The sequence below is a fragment of the Terrabacter ginsenosidimutans genome (assembly GCF_039539425.1).
Classification (GTDB): Bacteria; Actinomycetota; Actinomycetes; order Actinomycetales; family Dermatophilaceae; genus Terrabacter; species Terrabacter ginsenosidimutans.
The window spans coordinates 22,253-42,298 of the sequence record NZ_BAABDC010000015.1 but is presented as its reverse complement, the minus strand read 5'-3'; the positions used below and the strand labels follow the sequence as shown (position 1 = coordinate 42,298).

General features: G+C 71.1%; 20 protein-coding genes. 8 read left to right on the top strand and 12 right to left on the bottom strand.

Translation table 11 applies throughout. The features are described 5' to 3' along the window. A partial coding sequence (locus ABD831_RS21855) for an integrase core domain-containing protein (protein ID WP_344952120.1) occupies window positions 1-127 on the top strand: 127 nt, incomplete at its 5' end. Here the strand turns inward: ABD831_RS21855 and ABD831_RS21850 are convergent. The 4 genes from ABD831_RS21850 to ABD831_RS21835 form a co-directional block, all read right to left on the bottom strand. Further along, window positions 124-942, bottom strand: a complete 819-nt coding sequence (locus tag ABD831_RS21850; RefSeq protein ID WP_344952114.1) for an ABC transporter permease — start codon at window positions 940-942, stop codon at window positions 124-126. The two genes, ABD831_RS21855 and ABD831_RS21850, sit on opposite strands and share 4 nt — an antisense overlap. 37 nt (window positions 943-979) lie before the next feature. After that, window positions 980-1,792 (bottom strand): ABC transporter permease, encoded by an 813-nt coding sequence (locus ABD831_RS21845; RefSeq protein WP_344952111.1) that lies wholly within the window; start codon window positions 1,790-1,792, stop codon window positions 980-982. 61 nt (window positions 1,793-1,853) lie between these two features. After that, complete coding sequence (locus ABD831_RS21840; RefSeq protein WP_344952108.1) at window positions 1,854-3,077, bottom strand: ABC transporter substrate-binding protein; 1,224 nt, start codon at window positions 3,075-3,077, stop codon at window positions 1,854-1,856. 11 nt (window positions 3,078-3,088) lie between these two features. Then, the gene (locus tag ABD831_RS21835) at window positions 3,089-4,201 is read right to left on the bottom strand and encodes an ABC transporter ATP-binding protein (protein WP_344952105.1); all 1,113 of its coding nucleotides are present in this window, start codon (window positions 4,199-4,201) and stop codon (window positions 3,089-3,091) included. 115 nt (window positions 4,202-4,316) lie between these two features. Between ABD831_RS21835 and ABD831_RS21830 the strand changes: the two genes are divergently transcribed. Both ABD831_RS21830 and ABD831_RS21825 read left to right on the top strand, forming a co-directional pair. After that, complete coding sequence (locus ABD831_RS21830; protein ID WP_344952102.1) at window positions 4,317-5,051, top strand: FadR/GntR family transcriptional regulator; 735 nt, start codon at window positions 4,317-4,319, stop codon at window positions 5,049-5,051. 5 nt (window positions 5,052-5,056) lie between these two features. Continuing rightward, window positions 5,057-5,788, top strand: coding sequence for a cache domain-containing protein (locus tag ABD831_RS21825; protein WP_344952099.1), 732 nt, complete (start codon window positions 5,057-5,059; stop codon window positions 5,786-5,788). Between the two features lie 44 nt (window positions 5,789-5,832). Here ABD831_RS21825 and ABD831_RS21820 read toward each other — a convergent pair whose 3' ends face one another. Further along, complete coding sequence (locus ABD831_RS21820; protein WP_344952096.1) at window positions 5,833-6,711, bottom strand: hypothetical protein; 879 nt, start codon at window positions 6,709-6,711, stop codon at window positions 5,833-5,835. Window positions 6,712-6,717: 6 nt separating this feature from the next. Continuing rightward, window positions 6,718-7,320 carry a hypothetical protein gene (locus tag ABD831_RS21815; protein WP_344952093.1) on the bottom strand — a complete coding sequence of 201 codons (603 nt, stop codon included), beginning with the start codon at window positions 7,318-7,320 and terminating at the stop codon, window positions 6,718-6,720. 111 nt (window positions 7,321-7,431) lie between these two features. On the opposite strand from ABD831_RS21815, the gene ABD831_RS21810 reads away from it, so the two are divergent. Next, window positions 7,432-8,196, top strand: coding sequence for a DUF5995 family protein (locus tag ABD831_RS21810; protein ID WP_344952090.1), 765 nt, complete (start codon window positions 7,432-7,434; stop codon window positions 8,194-8,196). Between the two features lie 198 nt (window positions 8,197-8,394). Here the strand turns inward: ABD831_RS21810 and ABD831_RS21805 are convergent, their stop codons facing one another. Next, a complete protein-coding gene (locus tag ABD831_RS21805) occupies window positions 8,395-9,570 on the bottom strand; it encodes an ROK family transcriptional regulator (protein WP_344952088.1) in 1,176 nt (391 codons plus the stop codon). An 86-nt stretch (window positions 9,571-9,656) separates the two neighbouring features. Here ABD831_RS21805 and ABD831_RS21800 point away from each other — a divergent pair, with 86 nt between their 5' ends. Further along, window positions 9,657-10,946 (top strand): DUF1479 domain-containing protein, encoded by a 1,290-nt coding sequence (locus ABD831_RS21800; RefSeq protein WP_344952085.1) that lies wholly within the window; start codon window positions 9,657-9,659, stop codon window positions 10,944-10,946. Window positions 10,947-10,995: 49 nt separating this feature from the next. On the opposite strand, the gene ABD831_RS21795 is transcribed toward ABD831_RS21800, so the two are convergent. Then, a complete protein-coding gene (locus ABD831_RS21795) occupies window positions 10,996-11,988 on the bottom strand; it encodes a sensor domain-containing diguanylate cyclase (protein WP_344952080.1) in 993 nt (330 codons plus the stop codon). Here ABD831_RS21795 and ABD831_RS21790 point away from each other — a divergent pair. Then, window positions 11,987-13,003 carry a GAF and ANTAR domain-containing protein gene (locus ABD831_RS21790; protein ID WP_344952076.1) on the top strand — a complete coding sequence of 339 codons (1,017 nt, stop codon included), beginning with the start codon at window positions 11,987-11,989 and terminating at the stop codon, window positions 13,001-13,003. The two genes, ABD831_RS21795 and ABD831_RS21790, sit on opposite strands and share 2 nt — an antisense overlap. 68 nt (window positions 13,004-13,071) lie before the next feature. Here the strand turns inward: ABD831_RS21790 and ychF are convergent, their stop codons facing one another. The 3 genes from ychF to ABD831_RS21775 form a co-directional block, all read right to left on the bottom strand. Beyond that, the gene (ychF, locus tag ABD831_RS21785) at window positions 13,072-14,157 is read right to left on the bottom strand and encodes a redox-regulated ATPase YchF (RefSeq protein ID WP_142177015.1); all 1,086 of its coding nucleotides are present in this window, start codon (window positions 14,155-14,157) and stop codon (window positions 13,072-13,074) included. 67 nt (window positions 14,158-14,224) lie between these two features. Further along, a complete protein-coding gene (locus ABD831_RS21780; protein ID WP_344952071.1) occupies window positions 14,225-14,764 on the bottom strand; it encodes a histidine phosphatase family protein in 540 nt (179 codons plus the stop codon). Window positions 14,765-14,774: 10 nt separating this feature from the next. Further along, the gene (locus ABD831_RS21775) at window positions 14,775-15,614 is read right to left on the bottom strand and encodes a thioesterase family protein (RefSeq protein WP_344952068.1); all 840 of its coding nucleotides are present in this window, start codon (window positions 15,612-15,614) and stop codon (window positions 14,775-14,777) included. Window positions 15,615-15,752: 138 nt separating this feature from the next. On the opposite strand from ABD831_RS21775, the gene ABD831_RS21770 reads away from it, so the two are divergent. Then, the gene (locus ABD831_RS21770) at window positions 15,753-16,973 is read left to right on the top strand and encodes a DNA recombination protein RmuC (RefSeq protein ID WP_344952065.1); all 1,221 of its coding nucleotides are present in this window, start codon (window positions 15,753-15,755) and stop codon (window positions 16,971-16,973) included. Window positions 16,974-17,176: 203 nt separating this feature from the next. Next, entirely contained in the window at window positions 17,177-18,877 is a 1,701-nt protein-coding gene (locus tag ABD831_RS21765; protein WP_344952062.1) for a substrate-binding and VWA domain-containing protein, read from the top strand. 24 nt (window positions 18,878-18,901) lie between these two features. On the opposite strand, the gene ABD831_RS21760 is transcribed toward ABD831_RS21765, so the two are convergent. Beyond that, window positions 18,902-19,936 carry a 4-hydroxy-3-methylbut-2-enyl diphosphate reductase gene (locus ABD831_RS21760; protein ID WP_344952059.1) on the bottom strand — a complete coding sequence of 345 codons (1,035 nt, stop codon included), beginning with the start codon at window positions 19,934-19,936 and terminating at the stop codon, window positions 18,902-18,904. Window positions 19,937-20,046: the final 110 nt, after the last annotated feature.

The window sequence follows — 20,046 nt, the reverse complement described above, 5'->3', positions numbered from 1 at the left end:
CGAAGAGGAACGACGAGCTGCTCTGCGAGCATGGCTCCACGAGTACAACCACCACCGACCCCACACCGCGTGCGGGAACAAGCCACCCATCACCCGCTTAACCAACCTGTCGGGTCAGTACAGCTAGAGGCGGCTCTCGGCCGCGTCCGCACCGCCGAGGCGCTGGGCCAGCCACACCGGGATGATCGACAGGGCGATGAGCACGACGGCCACGACGTTGACGACTGGCGCCTGGTTGGGACGGAACAGGTTGTTGAAGATCCAGATGGGCAACGTCTGGCTCTCCGGACCCGCCGTGAAGGTGGTCACGACGATCTCGTCGAAGCTGAGCGCGAAGGCGAGCAGGGCACCCGCCAGCAGGCTCGAGCGCAGCAGCGGGAAGGTGACGCGGCGGAACGTCGTGAAGGGGCGGGCGCCGAGGTCGGCGGAGGCCTGCTCGAGCGAGCCGCCGAGCCTGCGCAGCCGCGCCGTGACGTTGTTGAAGACGATGACGATGCAGAAGGTCGCGTGGCCGACGATGATCGTGAACAGGCCGGCGCCGATGCCGAAGACCGGGGTCAGCACGTTCTGGATGACCGACTGCAGGGCGATGCCGGTGACGATGCCGGGCAGGGCGATCGGGAGGACGACGAGGATCGAGACGGCGTGCTTGCCGAAGAAGTCGTAACGGCTCAGGGCCAGCGCCAGGAGCGTTCCGAGCGCGAGGGCGATGGCCGTGGCACCCAGGCCCGCCTGGATCGAGATGAGCAGTGCGTCTCGGGGGCCTTGCGCCTGCAGGGCTGCTCGCCACCATTGCGTCGTGAAGCCCGGCGGTGGCCACCCGAAGGTCCGATCGCTGTTGAACGAGTTGAGCGCCACCACGACGAGCGGCACGTAGACGAAGGCGAGCACGACCGTCGCGAACGCCGTCAGGGCCACCTTCGAGCCGCGTCCGAGCCTCATCGCCGCCTCCTCATCGTCGGCCACGCCTCCCGGGGCGTCACAGGTTGTCGAGCGCGCCCGTGCGGCGCACGGCGAGCAGGTAGAGGACCATGATCACGACCGAGGCCGTGCCGAGCGCCGCGGCGAAGGGCAGGTCGAGGGTGATGTTCTGCAGCACCGCCGTGCCGAGCACCTGGAGCTTGCCGCCGACGATCTGGACGGCGATGTAGTCCCCCAGTGACAGCGAGAAGGTGAAGACCGACCCCGCCGCCACCGCAGGGAGCAGGGCCGGCACGACCACGCGGCGGAAGGTCGTGGCGGGCCTCCCCCCGAGGTCGGCGCTGGCTTCGAGGTGGCTCTCGGGAAGGCGCTCGAAGGCGGCGTACACCGGGAGCACCATGTACGGCAGCCACAGGTAGGTCAGGGTCAGCACGACCGCGCCCAGCCCGAAGCCGGGGGTGGCCCCGAACGTGCTGTCCAGGACCCCCTCGGGCGCCAGCATGGTGCGCCACGCGTAGGCCTTGACGAGGTAGCTCGCCCACAGCGGCACGAGCACCCCGGCGAGCAGGAGACCCCTGAGCCGCCGCGGCGCCACGCGGGCCATGAAGAAGGCGAACGGCACCGCGATGACGACGCACAGCACCGTGACGAGGACGGCGATGAGCAGGGTGCGTCCGATGATGCCGAGATAGGTCGGAGTGAAGAGCTCGCGGAAGTTCTCGAGGGTGAAGGTGCGGACTACGAGGTTGGTGAAGGGGTCGGTCGTCCAGAAGGCTGTCGCGAAGATGACGGCCAGCGCGCCGAGGTAGGCGACGACGAGCCACAGCAGCGGTGGCCCCAATAGGGCTGCGAGCCCCCTGCGGTGTCTCATCGTCGCCTCCTCGGTGCGGTCATGATCAGGTCAGGTCGATCGGGGATGCCGCCAGGCGGGCTCAGCTGTTGCGGATCTCGGTCCAGGCCTTGGTCCACGTCGCGTAGTCGGTGCACTTGACGTCGGTCCGGCCGTCGAGACAGGCACTGATCGGCGTGTTCCAGTAGTGGACCTTGGCGAAGTACGCCTCGTCCTCGGCGTGGAACACCTTGCAGTGGTTGGGGTCCGCCGTCTCGGCGCACGCCTTCTTGTTGGCCGGCGCCTCACCGAAGTACTCGGCGATCTGGGCGTTGACCTTGGGCGAGACGATGTGGTCGATGAACTTGTAGGCGCAGGTCTTGTTCTTCGACTTCGCGCCGACCATCCAGGTGTCGGACCAGCCGGTCGCACCCTCCTTGGGCAGGACCGCCTCGACGGGAGCCTTCTCACCTTGGGCGACGTTGGCGATGACCTGCCAGGTCGTGCCGATCGTCGTCGAGCCGTTCTTGAAGGCCTGGACCTCCTTGAGGTAGTCCGACCAGTACTCGTTGATGTTGGCCTTCTGCGCCTTGAGCAGGTCGACCGCCGCGGCGAGCTGCTTCTCGTCGAGGGCGTAGGGGTCCTTGATGCCGAGCTCTGGCTTGGTCGACATCAGGTAGAGCGCGGCGTCGGCGATGTAGATCGGGGTGTCGTATGCCGTCACCCTGCCCTTCTGTGCACCGGCCTGGTCGAAGACCGCGGCCCACGAGTCCGGGGCGGGCTTGACGAGGTCGGTGCGGTACATCAGCAGGTTGGCCCCGCGACCGTGCGGGATGCCGTAGGCGACCCCGTTCACCGAGTTCCAGGGCTTCATCTTGAGGGAGTCGAAGATGTCGGCGTAGTTCGGGATGAGCGAGGTGTTCACGGGCTCGACGTCGCCTGCCGCGATGAGGCGCAGGGTTGCGTCGCCCGAGGCCGACACCGTGTCGTACTGGCCGGTGCGCATGAGCTGCACGGCCTCGTCGGACGTGCCGAAGGTCTTGACGTTGACGGTGCACCCGGACGCCTTCTCGAAGTCGCTGACCCAGTCGACCTTGGGGTCGTTGCTCCCGTCCTCGACGTAGCCGGGCCACGCGAGGACGTTGACCTGCCCTTCGGGGGTGCCGAGCTTGTCGAGCGCCTTGAGGTCGGGCACCTGCATCCCGCCGGGGGCTGCGCTGCCTCCCGGCGTGCTGGGCGTCGAGCTGCCGCATCCGGCCAGGGCGAGGACGGCCACGGCCGCGACGGTCCCGACGGTCCCGCGCAGGGACTTCTTTGACGTGCGCACGCCGATCTCCTTCATCTGGTTGGGAACTGCTGTGGTGACGTCCCGAGCGACGAGGGCTCGGGGGTGGGCGCCCCCGGCACGTCGATGACGTGCTCGGGGCGCCAGCGGAGTGAGACACGGTCCCCTCGGCGCAGGGCGGCGGTGTCCGGCCGGGTGCCGGCGTTCTGCTCGAGGGCCGTGAGCCGTCCCCCCGCGTCGAGAGTGACGACGAAACGCGTGACGGGACCGCCGTAGACCACCTCCTCGAGGGTTCCCTCGGCGCTGGCGAGTCCGTCGGCGGCAGGTGAACCCCACGCCGCGACCGCGAGCTTCTCGGGGCGGATGGCGAAGGAGCCGTCGCGCCGGTTCACGGCGCGGGCGGCCTCACCGGTCAGCAGGTTCGAGGTGCCGACGAAACCGGCGACGAACGCCGAGGCGGGGCTCTCGTAGACCTCGTGGGCCGTGCCGACCTGCTCGATGCGTCCTGCGTTGAAGACGGCAATCCGGTCCGAGAGTGTGAGGGCCTCCTCCTGGTCGTGGGTGACGAAGAGGAAGGTGATGCCGACGTCGCGCTGGATCCCCTTCAGCTCGACCTGCATCTGCTCGCGCAGCTTGAGGTCGAGTGCACCGAGCGGTTCATCGAGAAGCAGCACGGTCGGGCGGTTGACGAGGGCTCGGGCGAGGGCGACTCGCTGGCGCTGGCCGCCGGACAGCTGCGAGGGCCGGCGCGCACCGTGGTCACCCAGTCGGACCTGTTCGAGGGCCTCGGCGACCCGTGCGCGTCGCTCCGCGCGGGAGACTCTCTTGACGAGGAGGCCGTACTCGACGTTCTCGGCGACGCTCATGTGCGGGAAGAGCGCGTAGTCCTGGAAGACCGTGTTGACGTCACGGTCGTAGGGCTGGTGCTTCGTCACGTCCTGCCCGGCGAGCTCGATGCGGCCGCTCGTGGGTTCCTCGAAGCCGGCGATCATCCGCAGCACGGTGGTCTTGCCCGAGCCGGAGGGGCCGAGCATGGAGAAGAACTCCCCCGCGCGAACGTCGAGGTCGACGTCGTCGACGGCCACCACGGGCGGGGCGCCTGCGAACTCCTTGCGCAGCCGGCCCAGCCGGATGGCGGGCGCGCCGGGCGCCGTCTCGGCCGCCATGGGGACTCCTCGAAATCGTCGGTGTTGCTTCTGGACGAAAAACGTATGGGTCCATATGTTTAAGCGCAAGAGGAATGGCCAAACTGTTGCAGGAGGTTCGATGGCGGATCGCTCGATGCCCCTCGGGCCATATGCCGCCGTCTTCGCACCGCTGCCCGCCGAGGGCCGGGCCGACGCTGTCCGCCGCCGTCTGGGCGAGGCGATCGCGCTGGGCCTGCTGCCCGACGGGAGCATGCTGCCGCCCGAGAGCGACCTCGCCGACCGCTTCGGCGTCGCAACCGTGACCGTGCGGGAGGCGCTCGGCACCCTGCGGGACGACGACCTCATCGTCACGAGACGCGGCAGGGGTGGAGGCTCCTTCGTCAAGGCCCCGCACGACGGCGGACGTGCGGCACTCCTGGCCAGGCTCGCGCACGTCGGGCTCGGCGAGCTGCGCGACCTGGCGGACCACTACTGCGCCGTCAGCGGCCACTGCGCGGCACTCGCGGCCGACCGGGCCGACGCCGACGACGTGGCGCGCCTTCGCCGGCTGGCGGCGCCGACCGACGTGGAAGGGCCAGGCGGCATACCCCGGCAGGAGGGCACGTTCCATCTCGAGCTCGCCGCGACGGCACAGTCCGCCCGCCTGACGCGTGAGGAGATGGTGCTGCAGCGCGAGATCGGGCCCGTGCTGTGGCTGGCGGATGCCGGGGCCGGCACCCAGGGCCGCCGAGGTCACGAGGCCATCGTGGAGGCGATCGCCCTCGGCGAACCTCCGACCGCCCGCGCCCGGGCGGAGGATCATGTGACGACGCTGTTCGACGCGGTGAAGGCCCTGCACCGCGACACCCGCTCGGGAAGGACGAGGTGACCGACATGACGACCACGACGACCGCCACGGACGTCGCCGGATGGGTCTCCGACTTCGGGCGCTGGGCCTTCGACCAGCTCGACGGCATCGCGGGGCTGCTCGAGGGCCCACTGGCGACGGCCACTCCGAGAAGGGCGGACCTGGGCATCGAGCAGGGCTGCCGCGACCTGCTCGCAGACTCGCAGACACCGGTCGCCGGCGCCGGCGCCGTGTTCGCCCCGGACGTCCTCTCCGACGCGCCCTACTGGCTCGAATGGTGGACCGTGGAGTCCAGAGGTGGGGTGAACGTCGTGACCAAGCTGGCCGCAGAGACCGACCCACGCGCGATCGGGTTCCGTGACTACACCGAGCTGCCTTGGTACACAAAGCCGTTCGAGTCCGGCCAGCGTCACGTCACGGGACCCTACGTCGACTACCTCTGCACCGACCAATACACCCTGACCTTCACCCAGCCGCTTGTCGTCGCTGGCACGTTCGCCGGCGTCGTCGGTGTCGACGTCCTCGTCGCATGGTTCGAGGAGCACCTTCTCGACGTCATGGAGGCCGTCGACCGCACGTGCATCCTCGTCAACGCCGCCGGCCGGGTCGTCACGTCGTCGGACCCGACGTGGGTGACGGGCGACCTGCTCAGGGGCCTTCCGGTCGATGCCTGGTTGCGCGGCGACGTGGTCGACCACCCGGAGTGGACTGCCACGAGGTGCGACGGCCTGCCGTTCGTCGTCCTCACGCCCTGCTGAGGCTCATCACGCGAGTGCTTCCACGACGCGCAGCCGGCGCCCCGTCACCCGGATCTGTGCTCGATCCCGGCCATGGCACGCCAGAACCACAGCGAGGCCACCAGCGTTGCGGCGAAGCCGGTCACCAGGAGCCAGGTCAGCGGCCGGTCCGTGTAGAGGTCGTCGTGCGCCCGTCCCAGGCCCAGCAGCATGAGCGTCAGCATGACCACCTCGACCTCGACCATGAGCCGCAGGCGCACCCAGCGGCGGTCGCGGAGCACGACCAGCCCTGCGCTGCCCAGGCAGAAGACCGCGCCGACGACGCGGCACGTGAGCGGGGTCAGCTGCCACGCCCACACCGGGATCACGGCCGACGGGAGCGCGACCATGACGAGCCCCTGCACGAGCGCCAGCCCCGCACCTGCCGCGACGACGACGCGCGCGACCGGCCCCACGCACACCTCGTCGGGCCGGGGCGGCGCTGTGACGCGCTGGTTGGCCCACCATGCGGCCAGGACGAGGAACGGCGCCGTGAAGTAGAGCGCGGCCCACAGCCAGAAGGCCGGGCGGCCGTGGTTGAACCGGTCCCAGTGGATGACGGTGGCCAGCCCGAGCAGCGCGGCGAAGAGGGTGACGGAGAGCAGTCCGGCGCTGACCCTGGCCCACCGCCGCTCGCGGACGACCCGCACGAAGAACCACGCACCCCCGAGGTAGGCCGATGCGAGCACCATCGGCGTCAGCCGGGGCCGGATCGTCCAGGCGAAGAGTCGGCCGGTGTCTGCGGGAAAGCCGTAGAGGATGACGAAGGCCGTGAGCAGGATCGGCACGAGCACGACGGCCAGGATGCGGGTGGCCGGCAGGACCCGGTCGTCGCGCCGCACCGGCGCCGACGACTGCGCCGCCGGCTGGGCCGACGGCTGTGGCTGCGGCCCGGCCGGTGACACGGCCGGTCACACCCCCGCCCGGACGGCGGCGTCGAGCAGGGCGGCATACGAGGCGACGAGTGCTCGTCGCACCTCGGACAGCCGCGGATCGCCGAGGGAGCACCCGCCCCGCACCCATTCGTCCGAATGGTCCATGGCCTCGACGCGCCAACGGGCAGCGGGCCGCACGAGGTCGGGTTCCGCGGAATAGACGTAGGCGTAGAGCGCGACGAGCGCCTCGACCAGTGCCTCGGTCGTGACCGCGCCGGCGTCGTACTGGTGCTCGCGGTGCACGCGCCACCACTCGACCTCCAGGGCCGCCGCGCGCGTGGGCTCGAGCGGCAGGTCAGCGGTGCTGGCGACGAGGGCGTAGAACCTGCGCATCAGCTCGCGAGCGCGCCCGGGGTCGTTGTGCGGGTAGGGAGCCCACGCCTGGTTGGCACGCAGCACGAGCCACGCGCCGCGCACGGTGTCGAGACGGTTCATGCCGAAGCCGGCGGCGACCATCCCGACGGACGCCCGCATGAAGGCCACCCAGTCGTGCCGGTAGTAGGCCGACCACGCGTCGGCCTCGCGCTGGCCGACGGCGACCGCGTCGAAGGACCTCGGGCCACGCGTCCGTGCTCTCATCCGGCCTCCTCGACCAGGAGCGCCCCTGCACGACGGCGTCCGGATTCCCCTGACGCCGTGCGACTCTCGCTTCAGAATAGTGCGAGGCACGGGGTGCGTGAGGAGAACGCGATGACCGGGAGCGCAGGTGGGCGGAGCATCGCCGACGTCCTCGCCCGGATGACGACGATCCTCGACGGGATGCCTCCGGAGCTCGCGCACCGGCGCGCCTTCCTCGCCACCTACCAGCGCACGACCCGGGCTGTCGGAGAGGCGATCGAGGCAGCGTCGTTCGAGGACCCGTCCTGGGTGGAGGTGTGGGACGTCGTCTTCGCCGACCTCTACCTCGACGCCCTGGAGGCGGACCTGGCCGACGATCCCGGGCGCCGTCCGCCGCGTCCGTGGCGGCTCGCGTTCGACGCTCCCCCGGACCTGCCGCCGCTGCGCCAGGTCCTGCTCGGCATCAACGCCCACATCAACTACGACCTGCCGCAGGCGCTGCTCGGCGTCATCAGCGACGCGGACTTCGGCGACCCCGTCCTGCTCGACCGCCGGCGCCGCGACCACCAGCGCATCGACGCCGTCCTGTCCGGCCGCGTCGCGGCGGAGGACGACGAGCTCAGCGCCCAGAGCGCCAAGAGCCCTCTCGACCGGGTCCTGACACCGCTCAACCGCGCCGCGTCGACGCGGTTCCTGCGCGAGGCCCGCACCAAGGTGTGGCATAACACGATGGAGCTCCAGCGGGCTCGCGTCGCCGGACCGGAGGCGTATGCCGTCCGCCTCGGCGAGCTGGAGGTGCTCAGTGCCGCTCGGATCGCCGACCTGCTCGCCCCGGGGCAGGTGCTGCTGCGACTCGCGGTGGCCGGCTTCGGGGTCGTGCTGCCACCGGAGGCCTGAGGGCCGCCGGCCGGCCGGGTGCCCCGCCGGGCGCCTGCGCAAGCCCGTGGACAGAAGGAGAGGCGCCACTCGCTCGGGGGTCCGAGTGGCGCCTCTTCTGTCCCCTCCATCGCTCAGGGACGGCAGGGCGTTACACCGGGTCGAGAAATTCTTTCGGCCTCCTCCGCGCACGCTCGGGCCGGTGACCGTGAGCGGCCCTCAGGCGGACGGCGGACGGCGGGCCGTCCCGACGACGATCTCCCGGAGCTGGGCGAGCGCGGCCGCTCGGGCGCCTGCCAGCTGGGGCTCGTCGTCGATGACCGCGGGTACGACCGGGACCTGTCGTGGGAGGCCGGCTGAGCGGCGGCGCAGCTCGTCGACGAAAGCCTCCTCGCGCCCCCATCCGCCACCGACGACGACGACCTCGGGGTCGGCGAGCGCGATGACCGCCTCGAGGACGCCCGAGACGGCGACTCCCAGCGCGGCGAGCGTCGCGTCACCGCGTGGCGCGTCGGCAACCCGCCGCCGGAGCCGGTCCACGTCGATCGCCGTCGATCCGGACCGCCGCAGGTCCAGCTGCGCGAAGACCTCGGTCAGGCGCGAGGCCCGACCGTGCTGGCCCTCCGTGACGAGGTGGGCGATCTCGCCGGCGAGGCCGGAGTGCCCACGACGCACCTCCCCGTCGGAGACGACGGCGCACCCGAGTCCCTCGTCGAGGTAGAGGTAGACGAAGTCCGAAGAGCCCTCGACCGCCCCGCCGGCGCCGGCCGCCTGCTCGGCTCGCGCCGCCCAGTTCACGTCGTTGTCGACGAACACCGGTCCGTCGACCGTCGCGGCCAGCAGGGACCGGGGGTCGAGGTCACCGACCAGGAACGGCGCGTCGGGCAGGTGGACCAGGCGGCCGGTGCCACGGTCGACGGGGTCGGCGGCGCTGACGACGGCCACGCGGCGTCTCACCCCGCCGCTGCGCGTTCGCGACGCCTTCTCGGCGGCCTCGACGTGCTCGAGCGCGGTCATCAGAGCCCGCGTCACGGCATACGCACCCGCACCCCGGTCGAGCGGGACGTCGCTCGAGGCCACGACGGCGCCGAAGGGGTCGACCGACTCGGCAGTGACACCGCGTGGCGTGATGCTGACGACGAGCGCGGTGCCGCACTCGGGCGACAGCGCGTGGTACGAGCCGGCGCGCCCGCGACCCGTGCTCCGTTCGCCCGTGTCGACGACGAGCCCCATGTCGACGAGCCGCCGCACCCCCTCGGAGATGGTCGGCTTGGAGATCCCCGTGAGGGCGGCGATCTCGGCCCGGGTCAGCCGTCGGTGATCCATCAGCGCTCGCAGCACGTGCTCCTCGGTGAGGGACCGCAGCAGCTCCAGGCTCGGCTTGGCAGACGACATGGCGCCATCTTAGTTAGGACTCTTGCCCAAACCACGCAGGCGCGCTACCTTCTTCTTCGTAAGGACTCCTCACCAAAGGACACCTCATGACCACCCCGCCCGTCAGCCCGACCCTCGCCCTCCCCCACTGGGAGACCACCCCCGACGACCTCCCGGGGGCGATCCGGCAGGTGAAAGCCGCGATCCGCGCCCGCATCGCGGCCTCGGGCCGGACCGTCGAGGAGGTGTTCGCGGTCGTCGAGCAGCGGGTCGCCGAGCGCGTGGCGGAGATCCGCGCGGACCGCGAGAGGGGCGAGAGCGTCTGGCCCGTCATCGACTACGCGGACATCGAGAACGGCACGGTCAGCGCCGAGCAGCTGGCGAAGCTGCGCCGCCGCGGGTGCCTCGTCGTTCGCGGGCACTTCCCCCGAGAGCGGGCCCTCGCCTGGGATGCCGGCATCGTCGACTACGTCGAGGGCAACGGGTTCTTCGAGAGCTACCGCGGTCCCGGCGACGACTTCTTCGGCAGCGTCGGCTCGAAGCCCGAGATCTACCCGATCTACTGGTCGGCCGCACAGATGGAGGCGCGCCAGAGCGAGCGGATGGCCACGGTGCAGGCGCTGCTCAACGCCCAGTGGAAGCACGAGTCGGAGGGCGTCACCTGGTTCGACCCCCGACGCGACTCGCTCTACCCCGACCGCATCCGTCGCCGTCCTCCGGGCGCGGACTCGAGCGGCCTCGGGGCCCACTGCGACCCGGGAACGCTCGACCTGTGGATGACCGAGGCCTACCAGCAGGCGTTCCGGCACCTGTTCGACGGCAGCGTCGAGGAGTACGACCCCTGGGACGCCGCGCACCGCACCTCCGGCCCGCAGTACCCCGGCACGACCATGTGCTCCGCCTTCCGCACCTTCCAGGGCTGGACGGCGCTGTCCGACATGGCCCACGACCAGGGGGTGCTGCACACCGTGCCGATCCCCGAGGCGATGGCCTACCTCATGCTCCGACCCCTGCTCGACGACGTGGCGGACGACGACATGTGCGGTGTAACGACCAACCAGGTCTTCCCCGCGTCCGAGAAGTGGCACCCGCTCCTGCTCGAGGCCCTGAGCGGGATCCCGGACGTCGGGGCCGGGGACTCCGTCTGGTGGCACTGCGACATGATCCACAGCGTCGCTCCCGTCCAGGACCAGCAGGGCTGGGGCAACGTCATGTACATCCCTGCGGCGCCATGGTGCGAGCGCAACGAGCGGTATGCCGCCGACGTCCGTGAGGCCTTCCTCAGCGGTTCCAGCCCGAGCGACTTCCCGGAGGAGCACTACGAGCGCAGCTGGCCCGACCGCTTCACTGCCGAGCGGCTCAACACCACCGGCCGTCGCGGGCTCGGGCTCGACTGACGAGCACCGTCGGGCCCGGCATCGGTCGGGCCGAGATCGGTCGAGCCACCTACGAGCTCCTCCGGTCCTGAGAACGCGAGGTCGAGGTACGGAGGTTGCGGCGACGCTCGTCGATGTGCACCGCCCGCTCGGCCCGCTCCCACGTGCCGGCGAGGTCCTCGTACGGCTGGCGCGTGGCGACTCCGACAGAGCCGCTGAGGCCCGCGGTGCGCAACGCCGCCCGCAACCGGGTCTGCAGCGCACGAACGCCGGTGAGACCGGTCTGAGCCACGAGCAGGACGAACTCGGTCCCTTCGACGCGGCCGGCGACGTCTCCCGGTTCGCACACCGAGGTCAGCACCGCGGCGCACCGGCGCACGTCATCGTCCTGGACCGCTCCAGCGGCGCGAGCCGCAGGGTGGAGCGTGACGACGACGATGCTCGAGCGGGTCCCGAAACGCCGGTTGCGGCCCTCCTCGGTCCACACCGCCTGCTCGAAACCCCGCCGGTTCTTCATCCCGCTCAAGGCGTCCCGGTCCGCCAGCGAGTAGGCGTGGGCGGCCTCGACCGACCGGTCATGGGCCGCCTGTTCACCGGCAAGTACCGTGCTCAGCATCCGACCCATGACCGACACGACGGGCATCGCTTCGTGCCACGATGCCGGCTGAGGTGATCCGGCGAGGGCGCACAGCGTCCCGAACAGCTCTTCGTCCCCGGCCAGCAACGGCACCCCGACGTAGGCGCGCACGTGCGCCAGAGGGCCCACGACGGCCGGCAGGTAGGCCGGCTCGCAGGTGAGGTCCGGTGCCACGGGAGGCGCACCGCGCACCATCCGGACACACAACGAGGCCTGCCAGGAGAAGTCCCTCCCGGCCGGAGCACGCTCCGCCCACTCGCCCGCGGAGGCCACGACGATCTGGCGGTCCTCCCGGACGCACGTCACGAGCCACAGACTCATTCCCGGCAGCTGGCGGTTGAGCTGGGTCACGGCCGCGTGCGCTGCAGCAGCGAAGCCGCCGAACGGCGCGCTTGCTCGCACTGGCAACGACGAGCGAGAGGTCATGCGCACCCCACCCGACCACCGGGACTGGTGGCGGTACGAGGGGTTCGCGCACAACTCAGGACGACGGACTGGTCCGGCATGTTCACCCAGATACTTCGGAGTGATCTGGCAACAGCTGATGGTTGCCACAGCCTCGGTCCAGACCGTCTGTCACCACCGTAACCCCCAGCGGCTCGACAAAGAAGAGATCCCGCCGACGACCAAGGACGCGGTGCAACGTGTCACCGTCGCGAGACGCTCCCGAGGCCACCGTGTCAACTCCCCTCACTGCCCCGCCGGGAGAGGCATCGAGGCCTACGCTGAGGCCATGGAGGTCGAGGGCACGGGCGATCTCAACGACCGGCTGGTAACCATCGCGCGCCTGCTCGACACCGGGTCAGGTCCCGAGACGCTGCAGCTGATCGTCGATCTCGCCGTGGCAACCGTCCCCGGCTGTGAGCACGCCGGGATCTCCTTCGTGCACCGACGCAAGATCAGCACCCCGGCGGCCAGCGACGCCGCCGCTCTGCGTGTCGACGCCGTGCAGTCCGAGGTCGGCCAGGGACCATGCCTGGACGCGATGCTCGAGGATCAGATCTTCAAGACCGACGACCTCTCCACCGAGACCCGCTGGCCTCTCTTCGCCGCGCGAGCGCATGCAGAGACGGGTGTCAGAAGCATGCTGGGACTGCGACTGTTCGCCCGGGGTCGGACCATGGGAGCACTGAACCTGATGTCCACCAAGCCAAGGGCCTTCGACGACGAGTCGTTGTCGACAGCGGCGTTGTATGCCGCGATGGCCGCCGTCGCGCTCAACGCCGCCCAGACGGAGGAGACCCTCCAGCTCGCCCTGAGGAGTCGCGACATCATCGGCCAGGCGATGGGCATCCTGATGGAACGCCACGGCATCACCGACAGAGACGCGTTCGACCGGCTGTCGACGGCTTCGCAGAACCTGAACGTGCGCCTCAAGGACGTGGCCGAGCAGGTCGTGTTCACCGGAGAGGACTCGCCCGAGAGCCCGGACGGGCTCTGAGCCGAGGGGACTCCCGAAGGTGAGCATGGCCGGCGTGCACGCGGTGCGACGTGCGCCGCCGCACTCCACTAGACGTTGAAGCGGAACTCCACGACGTCGCCGTCGGCCATGACGTAGTCCTTGCCCTCGATGCGCACCTTGCCGGCGGCCTTGGCGGCGTTCATGTTCCCCGCCGCGACGAGGTCGTCGAACGACACGACCTCGGCCTTGATGAAGCCGCGCTGGAAGTCGGTGTGGATGACACCGGCGGCCATCGGGGCGGTCCAGCCCTTGCCGATGGTCCAGGCGCGCGACTCCTTGGGGCCCGCCGTGAGGTAGGTCTGCAGGCCGAGGGTGTGGAAGCCGGTGCGGGCGAGCTGGTCCATGCCGGACTCCTCGGCGCCGAAGCTCTGGAGCAGCTCGAGCGCCTCGTCGGGCTCCATCTCCATCAGGTCCATCTCGAGCTTGGCGTTGAGGAAGACCGCGTCGGCCGGGGCCGCGAGCTCGCGCAGCGACGCCTGCAGCTCGGTGTCGGCGAGCTGGTCCTCGTCGAGGTTGAAGACGTAGATGAAGGGCTTCGTCGTCAGGAGTCCCAGCGACTTCGCCTCGGCCAGGTCGATCCCGGCTGCCGGCCCTGCGCCGTACAGCGTGTGGCCCTCCTCGAGGACCTTCTGCGCGGCGAGCGCGAGGTCGACGGCGGCCTTCTTGTCCTTGTTGACCCTCGCCTCCTTCTCGAGGCGGGGCACGGCCTTCTCGAGGGTCTGGAGGTCGGCGAGGATGAGCTCGGTGTGGATCGTCTCGATGTCGCCGGCCGGGCTCACCTTGCCGTCGACGTGCACGACGTCGCCGTCCTCGAAGGCGCGCACGACCTGGCAGATCGCGTCGGCCTCGCGGATGTTCGCGAGGAACTTGTTGCCCAGGCCCTCCCCCTCGGAGGCGCCGCGGACGATGCCCGCGATGTCGACGAAGCTCACCGTGGCCGGGAGGATCTTCTCCGACCCGAAGATCTCGGCGAGCGCGCCGAGGCGGGAGTCGGGCAGCGGGACGACGCCGACGTTGGGCTCGATCGTCGCGAACGGGTAGTTCGCGGCGAGCACGTTGTTCTTGGTCAGCGCGTTGAAGAGCGTCGACTTGCCGACGTTGGGGAGACCGACGATTCCGATGGTGAGTGCCACGAGGACAAGAGTTTAGTGGCGATCGGGCGGGCTTCGGACCACGAGGGCGTATGCCGTGGCGCCCGGGTCACGTCAACGTCCACTCCCAGCCGGGCCGCCACGCGAACGGCGCTGTGACGAGCTGCTCGAGCGCAGTCCCGTCGAGCAGGTGCTGCAGTGCCCACCGGTTGGCCGAGTGGGCGATGACGAGCACCCGCTCGCCCTGGTGCTCGCGGCGCAGGTCGGCCAGGAAGCGGGCCGTCGCGTCGACGACGTCGCGGTAGCTCTGACCGCCACCGGGGAAGGGCGTGTCGACGTGCTCGAGGCGCACGCGTTCGAGCTCGGACACAGGGCACCCGTTGAGCGCGCCGTAGTCGCACTCGCGCAGCCGGGCGTCGGCGTGCAGCGGGACGCCGCCATTCGCATACGCCAGCTCGACGGTCTCGACGGCGCGGGCGAGGTCGGAGGACCACACGGCGGCGAAGCCGCTCGCGGGGCGGCGCTGCCCCAGCTCGACGGCGAGCCGGCGCCCCGCTTCCGAGAGGCGGCCCGGCAGCCAGCCGGTCGCGATGCCGGCCTCGTTGTCCTCGGTGACCGAGTGGGTCTCGTAGACGAGGTGGACGGTCACGGATCCTCCTTCAGCGGGGCATCCGCACGCCGCAGAGCTGACGCGACTGGGCCACGAGGTTGCCTGCGGAGTCCCAGATCATGGCGTCCTCCTCCATCATGCCGCCGCCCAGGGTGTCGCTGCCGAGCGTCACCTGCAGCCAGCCCGGCTCGGGACGACGCCGCACGTGCCCGGTGAACTCGAGCGTCGGCGTCCAGCCGAGGAGGCCGAGGTCGAAGGCGACGGGCGGCAGCGCGTCGAGCGCCATCATGAGCATCGTCGTGTCGGGCTCCCGGCCGTCGCGCAGCCGCAGCCAGCCGCGCATGACCCCACGCATGGACGGCTTGCCCATGGCCCAGCCGGCCGTGCTCGGGTCGAGGCGCAGGTCGAGCCGCTCGAGGAACTTCGCGTTGGCGAGGAAGTCCGGCGGCGCCTGCTCGGCCGAGACGCACTGGTCGGGCGGTGGCATCTCGGGCGGGGAGGCCTGGCGCTGCACCTCGAGGTCGGTGAGGTTGCCGAAGGACCCGATGGCGCGCATGCGCTCGACGGGCCGCCCGTCGTCGCCCCTCTGGTGGATCGTCATCTGCCCCGTCGAGAGGGTGCGGCCGCAGCGCATGACCTCGGTCGTGACCGAGAACGGGCCCGGTCGCGACGCGGTCATGAAGTAGGCGGACAGCACGACGGGGTCGACGTGCTCGGTGGTTTCGGTGGGGTCGTCCGCGAGGTGCTCGCCGAGCGCCCGCAATGCCGTGGCCATGACGAGCCCTCCGTTGACCGCGTTGCCGATCATCCACTCCTCGCGGAAGATGCCGTGCCGCCGGGTGGGGTCGTCGCCGGGCTCGAGCCGGGCCGCGTCGTCGTACTCGCTCACGGGACAGGTGTAACAGACCTCCCCGACGACCGGTCCGCGACGGGCGTATGCCGTCTGACACGTCGCCGGGACGCGCGGGGTGCCGTGCCCGCCGTGTCGCGAACGCCTGGTGTCGGCGGTGTCTGGGACGGTGCTCGCATGGACCTCACTGCTCTGCTCGTCGGGCTCGTCATCGGGGCACTGGTCGGCGGGCTGCTCGCGTGGCTGTCGGCCCGCTCCACGCTGCTCGCCCGCTCGGCAGGCGCCGAGGCCGAGCGTGACGTCCTGCGCGAACGGCTGGCCGACCTCGAGGCCGCCCGCGACCTCGACGACACGACCGCCGCCCTGCTGGCTCCCCTGCGCGACACCATCGGCCGGGTGGAGCGGCAGGTCGGGGCGCTCGAGCGCGACCGGTCGCTCCAGTTCGGGCAGCTCGGCGAGCGGCTCACCGAGGTGAGCCGGTCCACCGAGTCGCTGCGCTCCGAGACCGCGACTCTGGCGACCGCCCTCAACGCCTCGACGGTCCGCGGTGCGTGGGGTGAGGTGCAGCTGCGTCGCGTGCTGGAGCTCTCCGGCCTGCTCGCACGATGCGACTTCGACGAGCAGGTCACGAGCGTGAGCCGGCACGGGGTGACCGTGCGACCCGATGCCGTCGTCAACCTGCCGGGCGCGCGCCACGTCGTCGTCGACTCCAAGGCTCCGATGGCGCACTTCCTCCAGGCGCACGGTGAGACGGTGGACGGGGTCGAGCGTGCCGAGCTGCTCGCCGCCCACGCCACCGCACTCCGGCGCCACGTCGAGGGCCTGGCAGCCAAGGCCTACTGGACCGCCTTCACCCGCTCCCCCGAGGTCGTCATCTGCTTCGTCCCCGGCGAGGCCATCCTCGCCACGGCGCTGGCCGACGACCCCGGCCTCTACGAGCACGCCCTCTCGCGCAAGGTCGTGCTGGCCTCGCCGGGCACGCTCTTCGCGGTCCTGCGCACCATCGGGGCCATCTGGCAGCAGGACGCGCTCGAGCAGAACGCCCGCGAGCTGCTGGCCATCGGGCAGGACCTCTACTCCCGGCTCACCACCCTGGGCGGCCACGTCACGACGATGGGCCAGTCGCTCTCGCGGTCGGTCGAGCAGTACAACAAGTTCGTCGGCACGCTGGAGTCGCGGGTGCTCGTCACGGCGCGGCGCATGCACGAGCTGCACCTGGCGAGCGACGTCCCGCCGTCCCTGACACCCATCGAGGTCGCGCCACGCTCGCTGAGCGCGGCCGAGCTGACCGACGACCTGGGTCGCACGGCCCGCGACGACGCCTTCCTCGAGCAGGTCGCCGGCGAGCGTGAGGGGGCGGTGCGCGGCTCGCGCGACGCCGGCGAGCAGTCTGCCTGACTGACCGACCACGGCCCCACCTCTGCTAGACCCCTGTGCGACCCCCGTTCGACCCCTGGCAGTCCGCGGGCTCGCCGTCGTGCCCTGGTGGGCTGCCCTGCGCCGCAAGCACTTCCGTGACGTCTCGTCGGTGTCCGTTTTGTCCCGGTAGTGGACACCTGAGGGGCCGCCGCGCACAATACGCGCGTGGGATCGGGTAGATCGTGACCGAGTCGGGGGGCTCGGATCCGGAGGACTCCGGCGCGCCGAGGCGTCGCATCGGACCGTACGAGCAGAGCCTGCGCGAGTCGCGCGAGCGTGCCGTCGCGGCCGAGCGCGAGCATGCCCGCCGCCGCCGCCGCACCCGTGCCGTCGCCGCCGGGGTGACGCTCGTCCTCGTCGGTGGTCTCGGCTACGGCGCCTACCGTTACGTCGGCCAGCGCGAGGTCCCGACCACGGTGCCCACGGTCGCGGCCCAGCCGACCTCGTGCGCTCACCCGGTCAAGGTGCGTGTCGCCGTAGCGCCCGCCATCGCCCCGGTCGTCGGCGCTGCCGCGACGTCCCTCGCGAAGCGTCCCGACGCACCGTGCGCGGCCTACACCATCGACTCCGAGGAGCCCTTCTCCGTCGCGGGCTCACTGCTGGGCGCAGGACGTCCGGACGCGTGGATCACCGACTCCGCCGTGTGGGTCGGGCGCGCCAACGCCGTCTCGCGCTCCAACCTCGTCCCGGCGGCGCCCTTCGCAACCAGCCCCGTGCTCGTCGCGATGAACGACGAGGCCGCAGCCGCCCTGGGCTCACGGCTGGGCTGGGCCGACCTGCTCGGGGGCTCCGTGGCCGTGCGGGTCCCCGACCCCAACCGCTCGGCCATCGCCCGCAACGTCCTCGGGGTGGCCGCCTCCTCCCTGCCCGCGGCCCGCATGCGGTCGCTCGTGACGACCTCGGCACCCACGGCCGGCGGGGGCGTGACGCTGGAGGGCCTCGCCCGGGCCCGAGGTGGCGCCGTCGTGTCGCAGGCGCAGCTCGTCGGCTGGAACGCCGCTCACCCCGAGGAGCCGCTCGCAGCGGTGGCTCCGGCCGAGGGCGCGCCGGCGCTCGAGTACTCGCTGCTGCCGCTCACGACCGATGCCGCGAAGGCTCGGCTCGTCACCGCCCTCGGGAGCTACCTCGCGACGGCCGAGACGCAGAAGCTCTTGCAGGACAGCGGTTTCCGGACCGCGTCGGGCAACCCCAAGGATCCCTCGCCGCTGTACGGGCAGATCCGCGTGGGGGGTCACGCCGACGGGGCCCTCCCGCCCGGGGTCGCGTCGCTGTGGAACGCGTCCTCCCGCAAGACCCAGGCCCTGCTGGCCGTCGACGTCTCCGGGTCCATGCTCGAGCGCACCGACAAGGGCACCCGGCTCGCCATCGTGCAGAAGTCGACTGTGCGTGCGCTGGCCGCCGTCTCCCCCACCGCCATCGCCTCGTTGTGGGTCTACTCGCTCCACGTGGGCAGCCGCGCCGACGACTTCCGCCAGCTCACCGACTACGCCGGCCTGGGCGTCGCCAAGAGCCTGACCGCCCTCGACGCCGCGGTCACCGGCCTCGACACCTACGTCGGCGGTGGGAGCGGGCTCTACGACACCATCGCCGCGGCATACGACCGCGCCAAGGGCGCCTGGCGGCCGGGCTTCACCAACACCCTCGTCGTCGTCGCCGACGGTCCCAACGAGGACGACTACGGCCTCACCCTCGACCTGCTCAAGAAGCGGCTCGCCGCGGCGAAGGACCCCGGCCGGCCGGTGAGGGTCGTCGTCCTCGGGATCGGAGGGCGTGCTGACGCTGCCGCGATGCGACAGGTCGTCACCGTCACTGGCGGCGAGTACGTCTCGACCGAGACGGTCGAGGACCTGCAGCCGGCGCTGGCCAAGGCGCTCGGCGGCTGACCGCCCGGCCCGGCGCCGTCGGCGTCAGTGCAGGGAACCGGAGTCCTCGAACGCCGCGTCGTGCCGCAGCGTGCCGGCGTCCTCCCCCTTGCGGGCCTTGAGGTCGCGCCGCAGCTCGTTGGGCAGCGAGAAGAGGAGCGACTCCTCCGCCGCGATGACCGCCTCGACCTCGCCGTAGCCGCGCTCGGCGAGCCAGGCCAGGACGTCGCGGACGAGCACCTCGGGAACACTGGCGCCGGAGGTGACGCCGACCGTGTTCACACCCTCGAGCCACTCCTCCTGGATCTCGTCGGCGAAGTCGACGAGGTGGCCACCGCGGGCCCCGTGCTCGACCGCGACCTCGACGAGACGCACCGAGTTGGACGAGTTGCGCGACCCGACGACGATCATGAGATCGGTGTCCTTGGCCATCTGCTTCACGGCGAGCTGCCGGTTCTGCGTGGCGTAGCAGATGTCGTCGGAGGGAGGGCTCTGCAGCGCCGGGAACTTCTCCTTGAGCCGGGCGACCGTCTCCATCGTCTCGTCGACCGACAGCGTCGTCTGAGAGAGCCAGACCACCTTGTCGGGGTCGCGGACGGTGACGTTGTCGACGTCGTCGGGGCCGTCGACCAGGGTGATGTGCTCTGGAGCCTCCCCGGCGGTGCCGACGACCTCCTCGTGACCCTCGTGGCCGATGAGCAGGATGTCGAAGTCGTCGTCCGCGAAGCGCACCGCCTCGCGGTGCACCTTGGTGACGAGTGGGCACGTCGCGTCGATCGTCTTGAGGCTGCGCGCCTTGGCCTCCTCGTGGACGACCGGAGCCACCCCGTGCGCGGAGAAGATGACCGTGGCGCCCTCGGGCACCTCGTCGGTCTCGTCGACGAAGATCGCGCCGCGCTTCTCGAGGGTGTTGACGACATGCTTGTTGTGCACGATCTGCTTGCGCACGTAGACCGGGGGACCGTAGAGCTCGAGCGCCTTCTCGACGGTCACGACGGCCCGGTCGACACCCGCGCAGTAGCCGCGTGGCGCCGCGAGGAGGACCTTCTTGGCGGACGTCTGGTCGGCTGGCTCGCTCATGGCCCCATCGTACGGGGGCACATCGGTCGTTCCCGACTCGCGGCCCGGGCTCCGCCGTCACTCGCGCCGACGCCCGGTGCGCACCGCGGACCCGGCAACACCCTTAGGGT

Coding starts and splice junctions, on each gene's coding strand:
- ABD831_RS21850 (WP_344952114.1), bottom strand. CDS start 942: ATGAGGCTCGGACGCGGCTCGAAGGTGGCCCTGACGGCGTTCGCGACG.
- ABD831_RS21800 (WP_344952085.1), top strand. CDS start 9,657: ATGACCACCCCGCCCGTCAGCCCGACCCTCGCCCTCCCCCACTGGGAG.
- ABD831_RS21770 (WP_344952065.1), top strand. CDS start 15,753: ATGGACCTCACTGCTCTGCTCGTCGGGCTCGTCATCGGGGCACTGGTC.
- ABD831_RS21835 (WP_344952105.1), bottom strand. CDS start 4,201: ATGGCGGCCGAGACGGCGCCCGGCGCGCCCGCCATCCGGCTGGGCCGG.
- ABD831_RS21805 (WP_344952088.1), bottom strand. CDS start 9,570: ATGTCGTCTGCCAAGCCGAGCCTGGAGCTGCTGCGGTCCCTCACCGAG.
- ABD831_RS21845 (WP_344952111.1), bottom strand. CDS start 1,792: ATGAGACACCGCAGGGGGCTCGCAGCCCTATTGGGGCCACCGCTGCTG.
- ABD831_RS21790 (WP_344952076.1), top strand. CDS start 11,987: ATGCGCACCCCACCCGACCACCGGGACTGGTGGCGGTACGAGGGGTTC.
- ABD831_RS21760 (WP_344952059.1), bottom strand. CDS start 19,936: ATGAGCGAGCCAGCCGACCAGACGTCCGCCAAGAAGGTCCTCCTCGCG.
- ABD831_RS21830 (WP_344952102.1), top strand. CDS start 4,317: ATGCCCCTCGGGCCATATGCCGCCGTCTTCGCACCGCTGCCCGCCGAG.
- ABD831_RS21815 (WP_344952093.1), bottom strand. CDS start 7,320: ATGAGAGCACGGACGCGTGGCCCGAGGTCCTTCGACGCGGTCGCCGTC.
- ABD831_RS21795 (WP_344952080.1), bottom strand. CDS start 11,988: ATGACCTCTCGCTCGTCGTTGCCAGTGCGAGCAAGCGCGCCGTTCGGC.
- ABD831_RS21825 (WP_344952099.1), top strand. CDS start 5,057: ATGACGACCACGACGACCGCCACGGACGTCGCCGGATGGGTCTCCGAC.
- ABD831_RS21810 (WP_344952090.1), top strand. CDS start 7,432: ATGACCGGGAGCGCAGGTGGGCGGAGCATCGCCGACGTCCTCGCCCGG.